Here is a 16174-nt window from a genome sequence, read left to right as displayed (position 1 = left end):
GAGTGGGGGTTTCGGAACGAAACCCCACTCTGACCCCGGTTTTGACCCCGGTTTTGCCTTTCTGCCAAGCCACTGATTGCAAACAACTTCATAAATCTTCATCCAGGCATCAGGCGTTTCATCCAAGCGAATGTTCGGCTGGACGCTCCACACATGGAGCACCCCGATGTCACTGTTGATCCGCCTTGCTTTGTTCACCGCGTTGTTGCTTGGAGCCGCCTCCGCCGCCTCCGCCCCGCCAGCCAGCGATGACTGGACCGTCGCCGACCCGGCCAGCCACGGACTGGATGCCAGCAAGCTCAGCGCCCTGGATGCCGCGATCAAGGGCGGCCAGGCACCCGATACCACCAGCGTGCTGGTGGTGCATCGCGGCGCGTTGGTCCACGAGGTCTACTTCAACGGCGCCGACCGCAGCAGCCTGCACAACACCCGCTCGCTGACCAAGAGCGTGACCGCGATGCTGGTCGGCGCGGCCATCGACCGCGGCATGATCAGCGGGGTGAAGGCACCGGTGCTGGGCTTCTTCCCGGACAGGACGCCCGCACACCCCGGTGCGTTCAAGAACGCGATCACGCTCGAAGATCTGCTGACGATGAGCGCGCAGTGGGAGTGCGATGACAACAACGAGTACTCCGCCGGGCATGAGGAGCGCATGTATGTCAGCGCCGACTGGACCGGCTTCACCCTCAATCTGCCGGAGCGCGGCTATGCGCCATGGACCAAGCGGCCGGCCGATAGTCCGCACGGGCGTGCCTTCGCCTACTGCACGGCCAACTCCTTCCTGCTCGGGGCCATTGTCGAGCGTGCCAGCCATATGCCGTTGCAGCGTTTTGCCGCCGAAGTGCTGGAGCGCCCACTTGGAATAGAGGTGTCGGTCTGGAACCGCTCGTCAGAAGGCGTCGGCATGGGCGGCGGTGGCACCGAGTACCGTAGCCGTGACCTGGCCAAGCTGGGGCAGCTGCTGATCGACAATGGCCGCTGGAAAGGTCGCCAGGTGTTACCCGCCGCATGGACGCAAGCCATGACCCAGGCCGCGGCACAGACTCCTTTTGATGCCGACTACGGTTACCAGATCTGGCGGTTCCCGTTCAGCGCAGGCGGCAAGCCGGTGCATGCCTGGGCGATGTCCGGCAATGGCGGCAATGCGGTATTCGTGGTGCCGGAGAAGCAGTTGGTGGTCGTGGTCACGCGCACCCGCTTCAACCAGCGCGGCATGCACCAGGAAACCCAGAAGTTGCTGCAGGACTACATCCTCAACGCGTTGCCGTAACCGCCTGGGCATCGGCTGGCAGCTGACCGGATGCGATGAGCCGTGCCCGGTCGGCGGTCACCGCTGTATCGATGGTCTGCAGCAGCTGTGCGTAGCCTGGCGCGCTGCGAAGCTCGGCCAGCAATGGTGATATCCGCAGATAGCTGCCATTGCGATAGCCGGCCGCCACCGCGGCCTGTAGTGCTGCCAGCGCGGCATCACGGTCGCCGGCGAGGTCGGCCAGCAATGCGGCATCGATGCCGTCCTGCGCATCGCTACCCTTGCCCAACCCGGAGCGCAGCTCGAGCGAGCGGGCCAGCAGCACGGACTCAGCTGGCTTGGCTTCCGCAGCCACGATCCACGCCATTGTCATTGGCAGGCTGGCATGTGGCTTGAGCGCGCGTGCCTGCCGCGCCGCGATGCGCGCGGCGTCGAGGTCGCCGCGTTGCAGTGCCAGCTCGGCGGCGAGCAGATACAGCTGGGCGTGCTCGGTGCCGCGCGCGATGGCTTCTTCCATCGCGGCCTGCGCTTCGCCGCTGCGGCCGTGTTCGTGGAGGAACTCCGGCCAGGCGATGTTGGAAAACACGTTGTCCGGGTACAACTGGAAGCTGCGTTTATAGCGGGCTTCCGCGGCGGCGGTGTAGCCGAGCAGGTCGAGGTTGGAGGCGACCTGCAGCTCCCAGAAGCGCACCCGTCCGGGATGGCGAACCGCCATGTTGGCGGCGAGCGCGTCGCTCAAGCGTCCCTGGCGTGCATACAGGTAGGCAGCCGACGCACGGCTGGAATCGGCGCCCGGATCGATCTGCACCGCGCGCTCGTAGCCGGTCAGCGCGGCCTGGATCTGGCCTCTGCAATCGTGGCTGTAAGCCAGCGTTGCAAAGGCAGCAGCCAAGTTCGGTTGGCGGGCGATCACGGCTTCGGCCAGGGCCTGCGCCTGCTCGGCATCTTCGCTGTTGCCGTTGTACAGGCAGGTACGGGCGGCGAGGGCGCGGGCAACACCGAGTTGTGCCTGCACATCGTCTGGCGCTTCCTGCAGGCGTTGGCGGTACAAGGCCATGGCGCGTTCGTTGTTGTCACGCTGACCGATGCCCGCGTAATAGTCGGCGCGCTGCAGTAGCGGTGACGTCGCGGGCGCTGCGGGGGCTGGCCAGCGCCACCAGACCAGGCCGGCAGCAGCTGCAAGCAGGGCAATGCCCGCAGTGATTGCGATGCGACGCTGTCTTGTGGCTGTCGGAGCGGATGCGGTTGGCTGCGTGGATGTCACAAACGCGTCCTCGACCACCGGCTCGCTGCACAGCTGGTAGCCCTGGCCGCGTACCGAACGTAGGTAGCGTGCCTGTCGGCCGTCGTCGCCCAAGGCCTGGCGCAGCAGGCGCACGCGCTGGGTCACTGTTTCTTCGTTGACGATTGCGGGTGCCCAGATGTTTGCGATCAGGGCATCAAAGCCGACCACGCGGGTACCTTGGGTCAGCAGGTAATGCAGCAGCCGGAAGCTGAGCCCGGCGACATCCAATACCTGGCCGTCATCGCGCAACACGCGTTGCCGCGCTACGTCGATACGCAGGTCATCGAGACGGTAGTGCAGGGGCGCGCCGGGCTGAGGGTCAGGCATGTGAGCTGTGTTGTCTCTAGCGGGGCAGCCGGCGCGGCAGCGAAAAGGCGGGAAGCGTAGGCACCACCAGGGGAGGCGGCCATGCCGGTGCGCTGCCATCTGCATTGGTCAAACCAGCACGCAGTATTGCAGCTGCCATGGGCAGTGCAAGGACGGTAAGCGCGGCGGGGTAGCGGGTGCTGGGGACATCCATGGTGGTCAAGATTAACAGGCGAAACCCGAGTGGCAGAGGGCGTGCACTCCGCTCATTCCACCCGATTGAGGCTGGGCTCGCGCCCTGGAGGGGCGGTCGTCTGGAGGGGCTTTGGGGCGCCGGGCAGTCATGGCGCGCGCAAATGAAGGACCGATGGCCCTCGACGATCCGCGCAGAAAGGAAAGCCGCCGCGATGGAAACCGGGGATTGCGTGCTGACAGCACTACTTCTCAGAAATGAATCTAGCCAAAGGTGTCGGCTGCGACGAGCTGCAACAGCTCAAACAGCGTCGGTATCACAGGTAAGAACGGCTGGTGGTGATGCCGATGCTTGGCCGCATCGGTATGTGTCGCTTGCTGAGGTCTCCGGTTTGTGCGTTGCCATCCAGACAGCTTGTTGATTTGCAGGACGATGCTGCGTGTCATTGAGTAATGAGCTGCAGGAATCTGCATTTCAAACTATGGCGCCACGATGCTGCTGGGACGCTCCAGTTGCTGCGAGCGTGTTGGTTCTTCAATCCAAAGTTTCAGTAATGAAACTGAAAAGAACTGCGAGCCGGGATTGCCCGCGCGTGTCTTCCTCGCCAATCAGAATTGCAGGGCAGATCTGTGTGTATTCAGCAAAATAAAAGCCATGTTTTTTGACATTCGCTTCACATATCTGCATGCACCGTTCATTGCAGGGGCATTCATGTTGCTCGGAGCTGTGGGAAGGCGCCATCGCGCATCGCGATGATCGCTTCGCGCTGTGGATCGTTGTAGATCAATGCTGACATTTTGCGCTGCTGCATGGGAGTGATGGGCAGCGCCTTCCTTCGTGTATTGGGTGTTCTGGAGAGGTGCGATGTCGCAGTTGCTTGTGGCGGTTGCTCCGGTACGGCCTGATGGTGCTGCGCGCCGTTGGGGAAAACATCTTCTTGGTTCGATGCTCCTGCTGTTGCTGCTGGGCTGGGCGCCGCTGGCTGCTGCGGCGAATCTCGGGATCAATACTTTCTCCGAGGTTGCCGACCCGGTGCCTGCGGGCAGCATCATCGAATACAGGTTGACACTCTCCAATGGCGGCCCTGAAGCAGTGCCGGATGCAGTTGTTGCATTCGATCTTCCGGCGGGAGCCACTGCGGTAAACCTGCCTGCTTACTGCAGCGCAGATGCGGTCGTCAGCACACGCGTGGTCTGCGTCATTCCACCGACGCTCAATAACGGCGATTCGTTTGATATCAACCTGCAGGTGAGCACCGCCGGGCTCGGGCCGGGTACCGTTGATATCGTCGCTGCGGTGGGGCGGCAACCTGCGCCAGCGGCCGGCACGCCGCTTACCAGTCTGCAACCAACTGATCCATTCTTTGCCGGTGATTCCAATGCCGGCGACAACATCGCAACGCAGAACACGACCCTGACGCAGTCCGGCGATCTGAGCATGGCCAAGAGTGCCGCGCCCGATCCGGTCATTGCCGGCGGTGAAGTGACCTACACCATTACCGTCACCAACAACGGTCCGAACGTCTCGACCAATTTCAATGTTGCCGATACCTTGCCCAGCGGTGTTACCTACGTTCCCGGAAGCGCACAGGCGGTAGCCGGCAGCTGGACCTTCAACAACCAGAACGGCACCCATGCCGGCGCGCTTGGCGTGGGCCAGAGCGCAACCTATACCTTCAAAGGGAAAGTCGAGGTTGCCAGTGGCAGCGTGGTCAATACCGCCACCGTCAATGCGGTCGGTACGCCTGATCCGAACAGCGGCAACAACACCGATGACGCTGTTGTAAGCATTGCTGCCGGCGCCGACCTGGCCATCGACAAGACCGCGACGCCGGTCCCGGCGCTGCCCGGTGAGCTGATCACGTTCACGGTGACGGTGACCAACAACGGCCCGAGTCCAGCCGAAAATGTGAGCTGGACCGATCCGATGCCGGCCGGCTTCCTGATCGAAAGCAGCGCCAGTGCGCCTGGCTGGAGTTGTGCAAGCACCGGCGCGAACACGGTGCATGGCTGTTCGCTGCCCGCCCCGGCCACCTTGGCGGTCGGCGCCAGTGCAACGTTCACCATCGTTGCCCGCGTGCCGCTGACGGGGCCGGGCAGCAGTGGACCGGTGACCAACACTGCAACCGTCAGCGGCAGCCTGCCCGACGCCAACACCGCCAACAACGACAGCAGCGCGAATTTCACCGTGCTGCCGAACGGTGCCGACCTCAGCCTTGGCAAGACCAAGGCGCCGCAGTTGGTGCCGACCTGGCCTGGTCCGGGCCAGCCGCCGGCCGGCAGCGGCTACATCATCACCTCCACGATCAACGTCACCAACCAGGGGCCGGCATCGGCGCTCAGCGACGTGCAGGTGGTAGATACGCTGGCAATCGGCGAAGAGTACGTCCCGTCCAACACCACGCCCTGGACTTGCACGGCGACGCCTTACGTTGCCGGCACGCGGCAGGTGGTCACCTGCGACCTCAACCCGGACCAATTTCCGTTGGCGATGGGGCAAAGTGCCGCGCCGCTGCGGTTGCAGAGCTTTGCCCATCCCGAGGCGGAAGGTTCCACGCTGACCAACACCGCCTGCACCGGCGGAAGCGGCAACTCGCTCGAGCCGGGCACTGGCAGTGGCCTTGGCGATCCGAACAACACCAACGATTGCAACGGCGCTGGCATCATGCCTTCGCCATTGCGCGCCGACCTGAGTATCGTCAAGCGCACCAACGGCGTAGGGACGGCTGACAATACCTTGCCGATCGGCTACACCGGCATGAGCTACACCATCACCGTGAGCAACGCCGGCCCGGATGCCACCACCGGTGTGGTGGTCGAGGACACGCTGCCGGGCTTCCTGGCTGGGCGCACCACCGCCACCGTGCAGGCACCGGCCAACTGGACCTGTTCGGTCAGTGCGTCGGGTGGCCTGCATTGCGAGTCCGGGGCAACGCCACTGCCGGCCAATACCCCGACCGATATCGTGGTCACCCTTGCCGGCCCCTTGGCGGATAGCGCCTCGCGGCCAGCGGCAACCTGTGGTGCCACCACCGCACCGGCAGGCTCCTGGTGCAATACCGCGGGCGCAGGCATTGATCCGTCGGTGCCCGGTGCTGCCGGCGAGGTGAACCCGGGCAACAACACCGGCTCGGACTATGTGCGGGTGCCGCGCGTGTCCAATGTGAAAACCGAGGCCAAGACCATCACCACCGGCACCACCGGCAGCGTTGGCGTGGACAGCATCTACCGCATCGAGTACCGCAATGAGGGGCCGTCACTGGCGCCAGGCGTGGTGTTCCGCGATGTGATCAACCTGCGCGCCGATGACCCGGGCTTCACCCTGGTCAATGACACCCGCAGTGGTGGTGGCAGCACCGTGTGTGTCCCGTCCGTCACTGGCGGTGTCACGGTAACAGCGGGCACCGGCGGCCTGCTGAATGTCAACTCGAATGGCGCGGCGGCCGGCACGCTGGTGCTGACCTGTACGCCGCTGGATATACCTGGTGGCCAACAGCACACGATGACCGTCCAGATCCGGCCGTTGGACGATCCAATCATCGGTGGTCCATTGCGCGTGTACACCAACACGGCAGACTTCTTCTTTGATCGTGATGGTGACGGCACGCCGGATCCCAGCGGCGGCACCGATGCCAATGGTGATTTCGAGTACAACACCATTGCAACCTCCGCCGATGACGAAAAATCGGCGATTTTGAACGTGGCAGTTGGCGACGTGGACCTGGTAGTGAACAAGGATGACACCGGCTTCACCGGCGGCGTGGACCCCTTGCCCTACGATCCGAACGACCCCAGCGCGAACTTCATCACCTACCGCGTGACTGTGTTGAACTTGGGGCCGTCGGTAGCCAGTGGCGTCACCATCACCGACACCATCACCCCGGAAGCAAACAAGACCCTGCAGTTCCTGGGGGGCTCGCCGTCCCCGAACGGGCCATTCTCGATGATCAGGTGCCCGATGACCGCGGGCAGCAATCCGACCATCGGCAGCCCGATCACGGTGGAATGTGAAGTGCCCGGCGCAGGTTTCCCCGATAGCGACACCAATGGGGTGATCGGGATCAATGCGACATCGACCCTGTATCTCCGCTATCAGTACTCGTCGCAGCCGGGCGCTGGTGGTGATGTGATCAACAATGTGGCGGTGGCGAGTTCCGCGGAACCGGAGCGCAATCCGGCAAACAACACCGAGGGCGAGACCACCGCCATCCGCAGCAAGGTCGACCTCCTCATCAGCAAACGCGCCGTATCCAGGCTGACGCCACCGGATCCTGATCCCAGCGTTGCGCTGCCACCGGTCCTGGGCACGGTATCGATACGCGAGCCGTTCTTCTGGGTGTTCGATGTGCAGAACAATGGCCCGGGCAACAGCTTGTCGCGCGACCGCACAGGTACCAGCCCGCTCAATGGCACCGGTACGGTGATCACCGACACCTTGCCGCCGAACATGGTGGTTACCGGCACGCCGATCACCTGGCGCAAGATCGGGCCGGACATTGCCAGCCTGCCGGATGACCAGCCCAACGGCACTGGCAGTTGCAGCCAGAACGGGCAGAACGTCATCTGCAACGTGGGCGACGTGACTTCCGAGGGCGCCAACCACGGGCGTGTGCGGGTGATCATCCCGGTGCGTTGGGATGTGCTTCCACCCGGTGGCAATGCGATCAATACGGCGTCCGTAGGCACCGAGCAGGTCGACACCGATGCGGGCAACAATACCGCCACCGCCCCGATCAATGTCACCGCGTCCACGCTGGCCGGTACCGTGTTCCAGGACCGTGATCGTAGTGGTGGCAACGGCGGTGTTCCGCAGGCTGCCGCACTGGAGCCGCGTATCCCCAGTGTAAGCCTGGCGCTGACCGGCACCGACGAATATGGCAATGCGGTCAGCCTGAGCACCACCACCGATGCCAATGGTGACTACAGCTTCGGCAATCTTTCTCCGTCGAATGCCAGTGGTTACAACGTCGCCCAGACCCAGCCGCTGGGCTTTGCCAACGGCCCGGTGGATCCGCCGACCAGCGGCCCGTTGGCGCCGTCGCTCGGCGGCACCTACGCGGCTGGAGCGCCGAACTCCAGTTACAGCGCCATTCCGGTGCCGGTCAACAGCAATGGCGTGCGCTACAACTTCCCCGAGTTCAACAATGCACGGCTGGCAGGCTTCGTGTATGTGGATGCGGACTTCAACAACCTGCGTACCGTCGGCAGCGACCCGGCGATTGCCGGTGCAACCGTCGAGCTGCTCGATGCCGTCACCTCGATCGTGGAGCGGACCACCACCACCGACGCGACGGGCGCCTATCAGTTCATCGATCTCGACCCTGCCCGCAGCTACACGCTGCGCCAACCGTTGCCTGCGGGTGCGTACCGCAACCGCGCAACGGCGGTGAATCCCGGCACCATCAACGGGGCGGCGTGCCCGAGTGGTTGCGTGCCCGGAACCGCGGTAGCGGGTGATCCATCGACCACCGATCGCATCAGCCAGATTGACCTCAGCCTCGGCATCGGCGCGAGCGAGGGCCTGGACTTCAACTTCGGTGAAGAGCCGGTGGGCAGCTCGTTGGCCGGCAAGGTCTGGCTGGATGCCAACAACAACGGCCTCATCGACAATGGCGAAACCGGCATCGCCGGGGTCGACATCCAGCTCAGTGGTACCGACCGCGACAACAGGACGGTGGCGCTGAGCCAATCGACCGATGCCAATGGTGGCTATCTGTTCGCCGGCCTGGTGCCGGGTACCTATACCGTCGCTGAGCCCGACCAGCCCGCCAATACCCGCAACGGCATCACGGTTGCGGGTAGTACCGGCGGTACCGCCACCGCGGTCAGCGTCACTCCTTCGGTGATCAGCGCCATCGTGCTGGACCTTGACGAGGCGAGCATCGACAACAATTTCGGTGAGATCGCCAGTTCGTCGATTGCCGGTCGTGTGTATTACGACAACAACAAGAACGGCATCATCGACGCGGGTGAGTCAGGCATTGCCAATGTCACCCTGCAGCTCACCGGCAACGACGACCTGTCTGCGACCGTGGCGCCACTCAGTGTGGTGACCGATGCCAATGGCGCCTATCTGTTCGACAACCTGCGCCCGGGCACCTATACGGTGACCGAGCCGACCCAGCCACCGGATACCACCAACGGCATCACCACGCCCGGCACCGTCAACGGTGCGTCGATGGGGCTTGCCACTCCGGTATCCACGGTGCCGTCGGCAATCAGTGCGATCACCCTGACCTTGGGTCAGGTATCGATCGAGCAGAACTTCGGCGAGGTAGCCGATACGCCGGATCTTGTGGTCAGCAAGAGCGCGCAACCGACGCGTTTCACCGTCAACAATGCGGCTAGTTACAGCGTGCGTGTACGCAATATCGGCCCGCAGCCGACGGTGGGCAGTTACCAGGTGGATGACCGCTTGCCCACGGGTGTAACGCTGGCCGCGACACCAAGTGGCAACGCCTGGAGCTGCACCGGAGCGCCCGGCGCGGACCGCTTCAGCTGCACCAGCAGTACGGTGCTGGCCAGCGGTGCGACGTCACCCGACGCCATCACCGTGAATGTGGCTGTGAGTGCTGCCGCCGCAGCGGCGTCGCCGATCCACAACGCGGTGATCGTCCGCGGTGGTGGTGAAGACGCCGACCATGCGCCATCGCCCGCCGAGCAGGGCGCCTTTGATGGCGACATCACCCAGCTGCCGGTCTGTGATCCGGCAATCACCCAGAATGCCTGCCGCTTGATGACCGAGGTGCAGGATGCGGCATCGCTGTCGGGCACGGTCTGGTTCGACATCGGCAGTGATGATGCGCTGCTCGACGCCGGTGACGTACGCCTGCCGAACTGGACGGTGGAGCTGTACGATCCGGCCAGCAACCAGGTCATCCGTACCGCCAGCACCGGTGCCGATGGCAGCTACCGCTTCAACGATCTGCTGCCGGGCACGCGCTATGACGTGCGCTTCCGTCATCCGCAGAGCGGTGTGCTGTGGGGCTTCCCGGTAACCGGCGAGACCGCTGCCGGGCCGCCAGCACCGTGCAACTCCGGCAACGCGATCAACAACGGCACCAGCAGCACCTGTCGGGTTGACGGTGACGGCATCACCCAGCTGGAAGTGGTGTTGCGCGCTGGCGAAAACCTGCCGCAGCAGAGTCTGCCGGTGGACCCGAGTGGTGTGGTCTATGACGCGGTTACCCGCAACCCGGTGCCAGGTGCAATCGTGACGCTGGCGCCGGTGGGCATGTGTGCTGGCTACGATCCGGCTACCGGTGTGCTCAATGGCGGGCAGGGCGGCTACAGCATCAGCGGTGACCAGATCTCGATGACGGTCGGCAGCGATGGCTACTACCAGTTCCTGCTGGGACCGGCTGCGCCCAGTCGCTGCGAGTTCCAGCTGACGGTGACGCCGCCGGCGGGCTATACCTTCCGCTCGGCGCTCATTCCTGCTGAAGCCAACAGCCTGTCGCCGCCCGGCATATCGGGTACCACCTACAAGGTGCAGCCGCAGGCCAACGCGCCGACCGCGCCGGTGGGCACCGGCACCCAGTACTTCCTGGGCCTGTTTGCCGGTTCGGCCACGGCCAGCATCGTCCACAACCATCTGCCGCTGGATCCAGCGGTGGCGCCGGGCCTGGTGATCAGCAAGACCGGTGACAAGCAGGTGGTCGAGGTCGGCGACACCATGCTGTACACCATCAGCATCCGCCAGACCGCTGGTGAACCGCTGCAGACGGTGAATGTCATCGACAACCTGCCGCCGGGCTTCACCTACATCAACGGGACGGCGCGGGTGGATGGCGGTGGCATCGCCGATCCTTATGGCAAGCCGGGCCCGCGCCTGGTGTTCAACGTAGGCAGCATCAACCTGGGCCAGCAGAAGCTGCTGACCTACCGCGTGCGGGTTGGCGTGGGCGCCATGCAGGGTGACGGCATCAACCGCGCGCAGGCACATGGGTGCTCCACGGCCGGTGGTTGCGTCGATCCGGGCACCTTGCAACCGTATCCGGGCGGGGTGACCTCCAACCCGGCGCAGTACCGGGTACGCGTGACGGGTGGCGTGTTCACCGATGAGGCCTGCGTCCTGGGCAAGATCTATGTGGACAGCAACAACAACCATATGCAGGACCGTGAGGAGATCGGCATCCCGGGCGTGCGCTTCTACTTCAACGACGGCACCTGGATGGTGTCCGATTCGGAAGGCAAGTACAGCTACTGTGGCCTGCCGCCGAAGAGCCACACGCTGAAGGTGGATGCCAGTACCTTGCCGCGTGGCTCGCGCCTGATCACCAGCAGCAACCGCAACCTCGGCGATGCGGACAGCCTCTTCGTCGATCTGAAGAACGGCGAGCTGCATCGCGCCGATTTCATCGAGGGCAGCGGCTCCAACGAGGTGCTGGAGCAGGTCAAGGCACGGCGCACGCAGGGTGAAGTTGGTGCGCCGGAAACCGAGCTGCCGGGGCTGCCGCTGAGCTTCCAGGCACAACCGCTGCGTGCGCCGATTGGTGCCACCGATTCGGCAAACCAGATGCCGGGGATTGTTGCTCCGCGCGGCACGCTGCGGTTGCAGCCTGCGCAGCGCGGAGCGGATGGCTCGGTGGTGCAAGGTGGTGTCAGCGCTGATGCCGCCGGGACCGAAGGCGACACGTCGGACGCACCGCCCGCTCCGGTGGCTGCCGGCGGGCAAGCAAGCTCCAGCACAGGTGCCTTGCCGACGCTGGCAGACAGCCACCGTTTCGACGGTGCCTTGTCGTCCGGTGTCGTCGCCAACCCGCAATCGTTGGCGTCAAGCGAAGCGCAACCACAGCCGATCGACCTGCAATCCGGCGCGGTCGACTACAGCGTCAACACGGATGTGGATACGCTGCGGGTGGACGTGGACCGCGATGGTGTGCCGGCTGATGGCCAGTCACCGGTGCATGTGCGGGTTCAGCTGCTGGGCGCCGATGGCAAGCTGCTGGCGGGCAAGCGCTTTGCCACCATCGAGTACAGCGGTGGCCGGGTGCGCTTGGTTGGTGGTCGCACCGACGAGCTTGGGCCAGGCCGTCTGGATGCCGATCGCGGCACGCCGGGCATCCAGTTGCCGATAGAAAACGGCAGCGCCGAGTTCGACCTGCTGGCACCGGACGTGCCGCAGGACGTGCTGGTGCGCATCACCTCGGGCGGGGTCAGCGCCGAGAACACGGTCAGCTTCCTGCCGGAGATGCGCGAGTTGCTGGCAACCGGTCTGGTCGAGGGCGTGGTGAACTTCCGCAACGGCGCGACGCTGGACACGGCGCGGCGTGATGATGGCTTTGACCGTGACATCCGCCGCTGGGAGCGCAACTTCAACAGCGGGAAGGCCAATGCAGCGGCACGCACCGCGTTCTTCGTCAAGGGCAAGATCAAGGGCGAATACCTGCTGACCGCCGCCTACGACTCGGACAAGGACGTGCGTGGCCGCCTGCTGCGCGACATCCAGCCGGAAGAGTTCTATCCGGTCTATGGCGACTCCTCCCTGCGAGGCTTCGATGCCCGTTCGGCCGAGCGCCTGTACGTGCGTATCGACAAGAACCGCAGCTACATGATGTACGGCGACTTCCAGACCGGCGACACGCTGACCACGCAGACCGGCATCAGCGCCAGCGGCAAGGCGGTGATGCGCAGCCTGGGCACCTATAACCGCACCGCGACCGGCTTCGGCTGGCATTTCGAAGGCAAGCGCGTGCGCGGCAATGTGTTCGCGATGGAGGATTCGCTGCGGCAGGTGATCGATGAGTTCCCCAGCCAGGGCAGCGGCCCGTACGCATTGCGCAACAGCGCGGTGCTGGAAGGCAGCGAGCGGGTGGAGGTGATCACCCGCGACCGCAACCAGCCCAGCCGCATCATCAATGTGCGTGGCCTGGGACGGTTGATTGACTACAGCTTCGAGCCGTTCTCCGGGCGCATCCTGCTCAACAGCTTCCTGCCCGCCTTCGACAGCGAGTTGAACCCGATCTCGCTGCGGGTGACGTATGAGCTGGACCAGGGCACGGAGAAGTTCTGGGTGTACGGCGTGGACGCGCAATTCCGCGTCAACAAGTACATCGAGGCCGGTGCTTCCTACGTAAAGGATGAGAATCCGTTCGCACCGTTCAAGATGGGCAGCGCCAACCTGGGCTTCCGCTTTGGGCCCAACACCTGGATGGTGCTGGAGGCCGCGCGTACCGAAAGCGAGGTCAATACCAACTCCATCAACCAGTACGCAACGCCTGGGCTGCAGAACCTCAGTGGTGATATCAGTGGCAATGCGTACCGGCTGGAGTTCGCCCACGATGGCAAGGCCTTCGATGCGCGCATGTTTGCCGGCCGCAGTGACCCTGCGTTCAACAACCCGTCCTCGCCGTTGTATGGCGGCCGTGGTGAGTACGACCTGGAGTTGAACTGGACGGTCAATCCGCGCTTCCAGGTCTACGTGGAGGCAATGCGCAGCGAGGACCGCAATCCTGATGGTGGCGACCGCGATGCGGCCGGTGCCGGCGTGCGTATCGATGCAACCAAGCGGCTGACGCTGGATCTGGGCGTGCGCAGCATCCGCGAGACCATCGGTGCCTACTCGCCGTGGTCGACGCTGCCGCCGTTCGGCAGCACCGGTGGCCTCAGTGGCGGATTTGCCACCGGATCGGCGGGCGGGGCGCTGGGCTATGGCCAGCAACCGCTGGATCCGCTCACCGGCTTGCCGATCATCCGCAGCGGTGGCACGGTGCCTAGCAGCAGCCTGCCGATCGGCACCAAGCTGGAGTCGGACAGCGTGCATGTTGGCGCTGGCTATAAAGTCACCGACAAGCTGGTGTTGGGCGGCGAGTACGAGCAGGACGTCAATGGTGAAGACCGCAACCGGGTCGCTGTTGGCGCTGACTACCAGCTGCGCGAGCGCAATCGCCTGTATGGCCGCTACGAGAAGCAGACCGGCCTGACCAGCGCCTATGGCATTACCACCACCGATCGCGAAAGTGATGCGCTGGTGTTCGGTGTCGACAGCACCTACCTCAAGGACACCCAGGTGTTCAGCGAGTACCGCCTGCGTGATGCCATTGCCGGGCGCGATGTGCAGATGGCCTCGGGCATCCGCAACGACTGGAGTGTGCGCGAAGGCCTGCGCCTGAGCACCGCCGCTGAGCACGTCAAGATCTACGAAGGCGACAGTGGCGATTCCACCGCACTGGCCCTGGGTCTGGATTACAGCGCCAACCCGCTGTGGCGCGGTGCCATGCGCCTGGAGTACCGCATCTCCGGCGATGTGGACAGCACACCAGCCACCAACGAGGAGTTCAACACCACGCTGTTCCAGCTGATGTGGGCCCGCAAGCTCAACCGTGACTGGACCCTGCTTGCGCGCAACTACCTGCTTGCCACCGACTACAAATCGCGCGGTGATGTGATGCAGGACCGCTTCCAGCTTGGTGTTGCCTACCGCGATACCGATCGGAACCGGATCAACGCGCTGGCCCGATACGAGTACAAGCTGGAGTCGGACAAGAGCGGCATGGGGATTGATGGCGCCTCGCAGCAGGATGTTGGCCAGGACATCCGCACCGCCGCGCATATCGTCTCCACCCATGCCGACTGGCATCCGTCGCGGCCGTGGTGGCTCACTGGCCGCATCGCTGCCAAGTGGCAGAAGGACCGCTTCGCCTACAACGACGGCAGCCGCGTCGAAGACAGCTTCCGGGGCGTGCTGCTGTCCGGTCGGATCGTGTACGACATCACCGAGAACTGGGATATCGGCGTGCTCGGCACCACCTTCCGTGGCGACTACGGCAGCAACCAGTATGCCTACGGCATGGAAATCGGACGCTTGCTGCGGCAGAACCTGTGGCTGTCGGCGGGCTACAACTTCGTTGGTTTCGAGGCCGACCGGGATCTGGCCGGTTACGAATACACCGACGAAGGCGCCTTCATCCGCCTGCGTTTCAAATTCGACGAAGATCTTTTCCGTCGCGACGACAACCGCTACCGCAAGCCGGCGCAGCCTTGAGGACCCCGACATGACACCTCGTCGTACGCGACTGATCATTGCAATGCTGTTGAGCTCGGCTTGCGCCACACCGTTGCTGGCGCAGCAGCCAGGCGCAGGGCAACGGACCGAGTTGTTGCCACAGAAGGCGCGCATCACCGACGAAGCGCTGTACGCGGATCATTCGCGCTACCAGGCCACCCAGGACAGGATCCAGGCGCTGAATGACGGTGGCCGCCCGGTACGCGACTACCACCTGTCCAAGGCGCAATGCTGGCTGGACGTGTCCTTCCACGAGTACAGCCGCAACGACCGCAGTGACTTCCCGCAGCTGGCATTGGATGAGTCCGTCAAGCTGATCGACGGCATGGAGCGGGGCGTGTCACCGCTGTCAACGGATACCCCGTTGGTGAACGATGCGCGCTATTTGCGCGAGGACCTGTGGAAGCGTCTGCGCGTCATCCACGGAACCCCGGGGTTTGAATGCGCGCAGCAGGCGGTGGCCTGTGGTGAAGTGGAGCTGGTGCATGCGGGCAACGAGTTCAACCAGCAGCAATGGCGGCACTCAAAGCCATACATCCAGATTGCCGAAGACCTGACCAACGACGCCGAAGCGCTGGCGCGGCAATGCGTGGTGGCGCCTGCGGTCGTCCCGCCACAGGAAGCGGTGCTCACCGCCAACGTGGTGTTCGATTTTGACAAGGACGCCCAACGGCATATCCGTCCTGAATCACTGCGCTCGCTGGACGCGACGCTGCGCCGCGTCGACGAAGAGAAGCGGACCATCACCGGTGTGCAGTTGGTCGGCCACGCTGACCGCCTGAAGGGTCCAACCAACCAATACAACCAGAGTCTATCCGAGCGTCGCGCGCAGACCGTTCGGCAGTACCTGATCAGCCAGGGCGTCGCCGCAGACCTGATTACCTACCAATGGCGCGGTGACAGCGAGCAGGTGCAGGCCTGCGACGGCATGAGCGGGGCGAAGCTGAGGGAGTGCCTGCTGCCAAATCGGCGAGTGGAAGTGAAATTCAATACGACGCGCTGACTTCTGCAGGCAAACCGGGGTGGGCGAGGGTGGGTGGTTTTGTAGAACACACAGCCCCCAGCCGGGGGCCAAGAGGAACACCCCCACCACACCACCCCCCCGCAAAATATAGGGCGGCTAGGGGGCAAGACC

Annotated in this window: 4 protein-coding genes; 3 read left to right on the top strand and 1 reads right to left on the bottom strand. The window is 64.2% G+C overall.

The genetic code is table 11. The features are described from left to right. The first annotated feature begins 166 nt into the window (after positions 1 to 166). On the top strand, positions 167 to 1270 hold the full coding sequence (locus AC1VWL_RS17590) for a serine hydrolase domain-containing protein (RefSeq protein ID WP_482987541.1): 1104 nt from the start codon (positions 167 to 169) through the stop codon (positions 1268 to 1270). On the opposite strand, the gene AC1VWL_RS17585 is transcribed toward AC1VWL_RS17590, so the two are convergent. Beyond that, positions 1254 to 2861, bottom strand: coding sequence for a winged helix-turn-helix domain-containing protein (locus AC1VWL_RS17585; RefSeq protein WP_482987540.1), 1608 nt, complete (start codon positions 2859 to 2861; stop codon positions 1254 to 1256). The two genes, AC1VWL_RS17590 and AC1VWL_RS17585, sit on opposite strands and share 17 nt — an antisense overlap. Before the next feature lie 1036 nt (positions 2862 to 3897). Between AC1VWL_RS17585 and AC1VWL_RS17580 the strand changes: the two genes are divergently transcribed. Next, on the top strand, positions 3898 to 15018 hold the full coding sequence (locus AC1VWL_RS17580; RefSeq protein WP_482987539.1) for an SdrD B-like domain-containing protein: 11121 nt from the start codon (positions 3898 to 3900) through the stop codon (positions 15016 to 15018). 10 nt (positions 15019 to 15028) lie between these two features. Beyond that, entirely contained in the window at positions 15029 to 16042 is a 1014-nt protein-coding gene (locus tag AC1VWL_RS17575) for an OmpA family protein (protein WP_482987538.1), read from the top strand. Positions 16043 to 16174 lie beyond the last annotated feature (132 nt).

This window comes from Stenotrophomonas sp. STEN063, from assembly GCF_056854515.1.
This window is presented reverse-complemented; position numbering and strand designations above follow the sequence as displayed.

Excerpts from the sequence above, each read along its gene's own strand:
- AC1VWL_RS17590 (WP_482987541.1), top strand. The coding sequence starts at position 167 with ATGTCACTGTTGATCCGCCTTGCTTTGTTCACCGCGTTGTTGCTTGGA.
- AC1VWL_RS17585 (WP_482987540.1), bottom strand. The coding sequence starts at position 2,861 with ATGCCTGACCCTCAGCCCGGCGCGCCCCTGCACTACCGTCTCGATGAC.
- AC1VWL_RS17580 (WP_482987539.1), top strand. The coding sequence starts at position 3,898 with ATGTCGCAGTTGCTTGTGGCGGTTGCTCCGGTACGGCCTGATGGTGCT.
- AC1VWL_RS17575 (WP_482987538.1), top strand. The coding sequence starts at position 15,029 with ATGACACCTCGTCGTACGCGACTGATCATTGCAATGCTGTTGAGCTCG.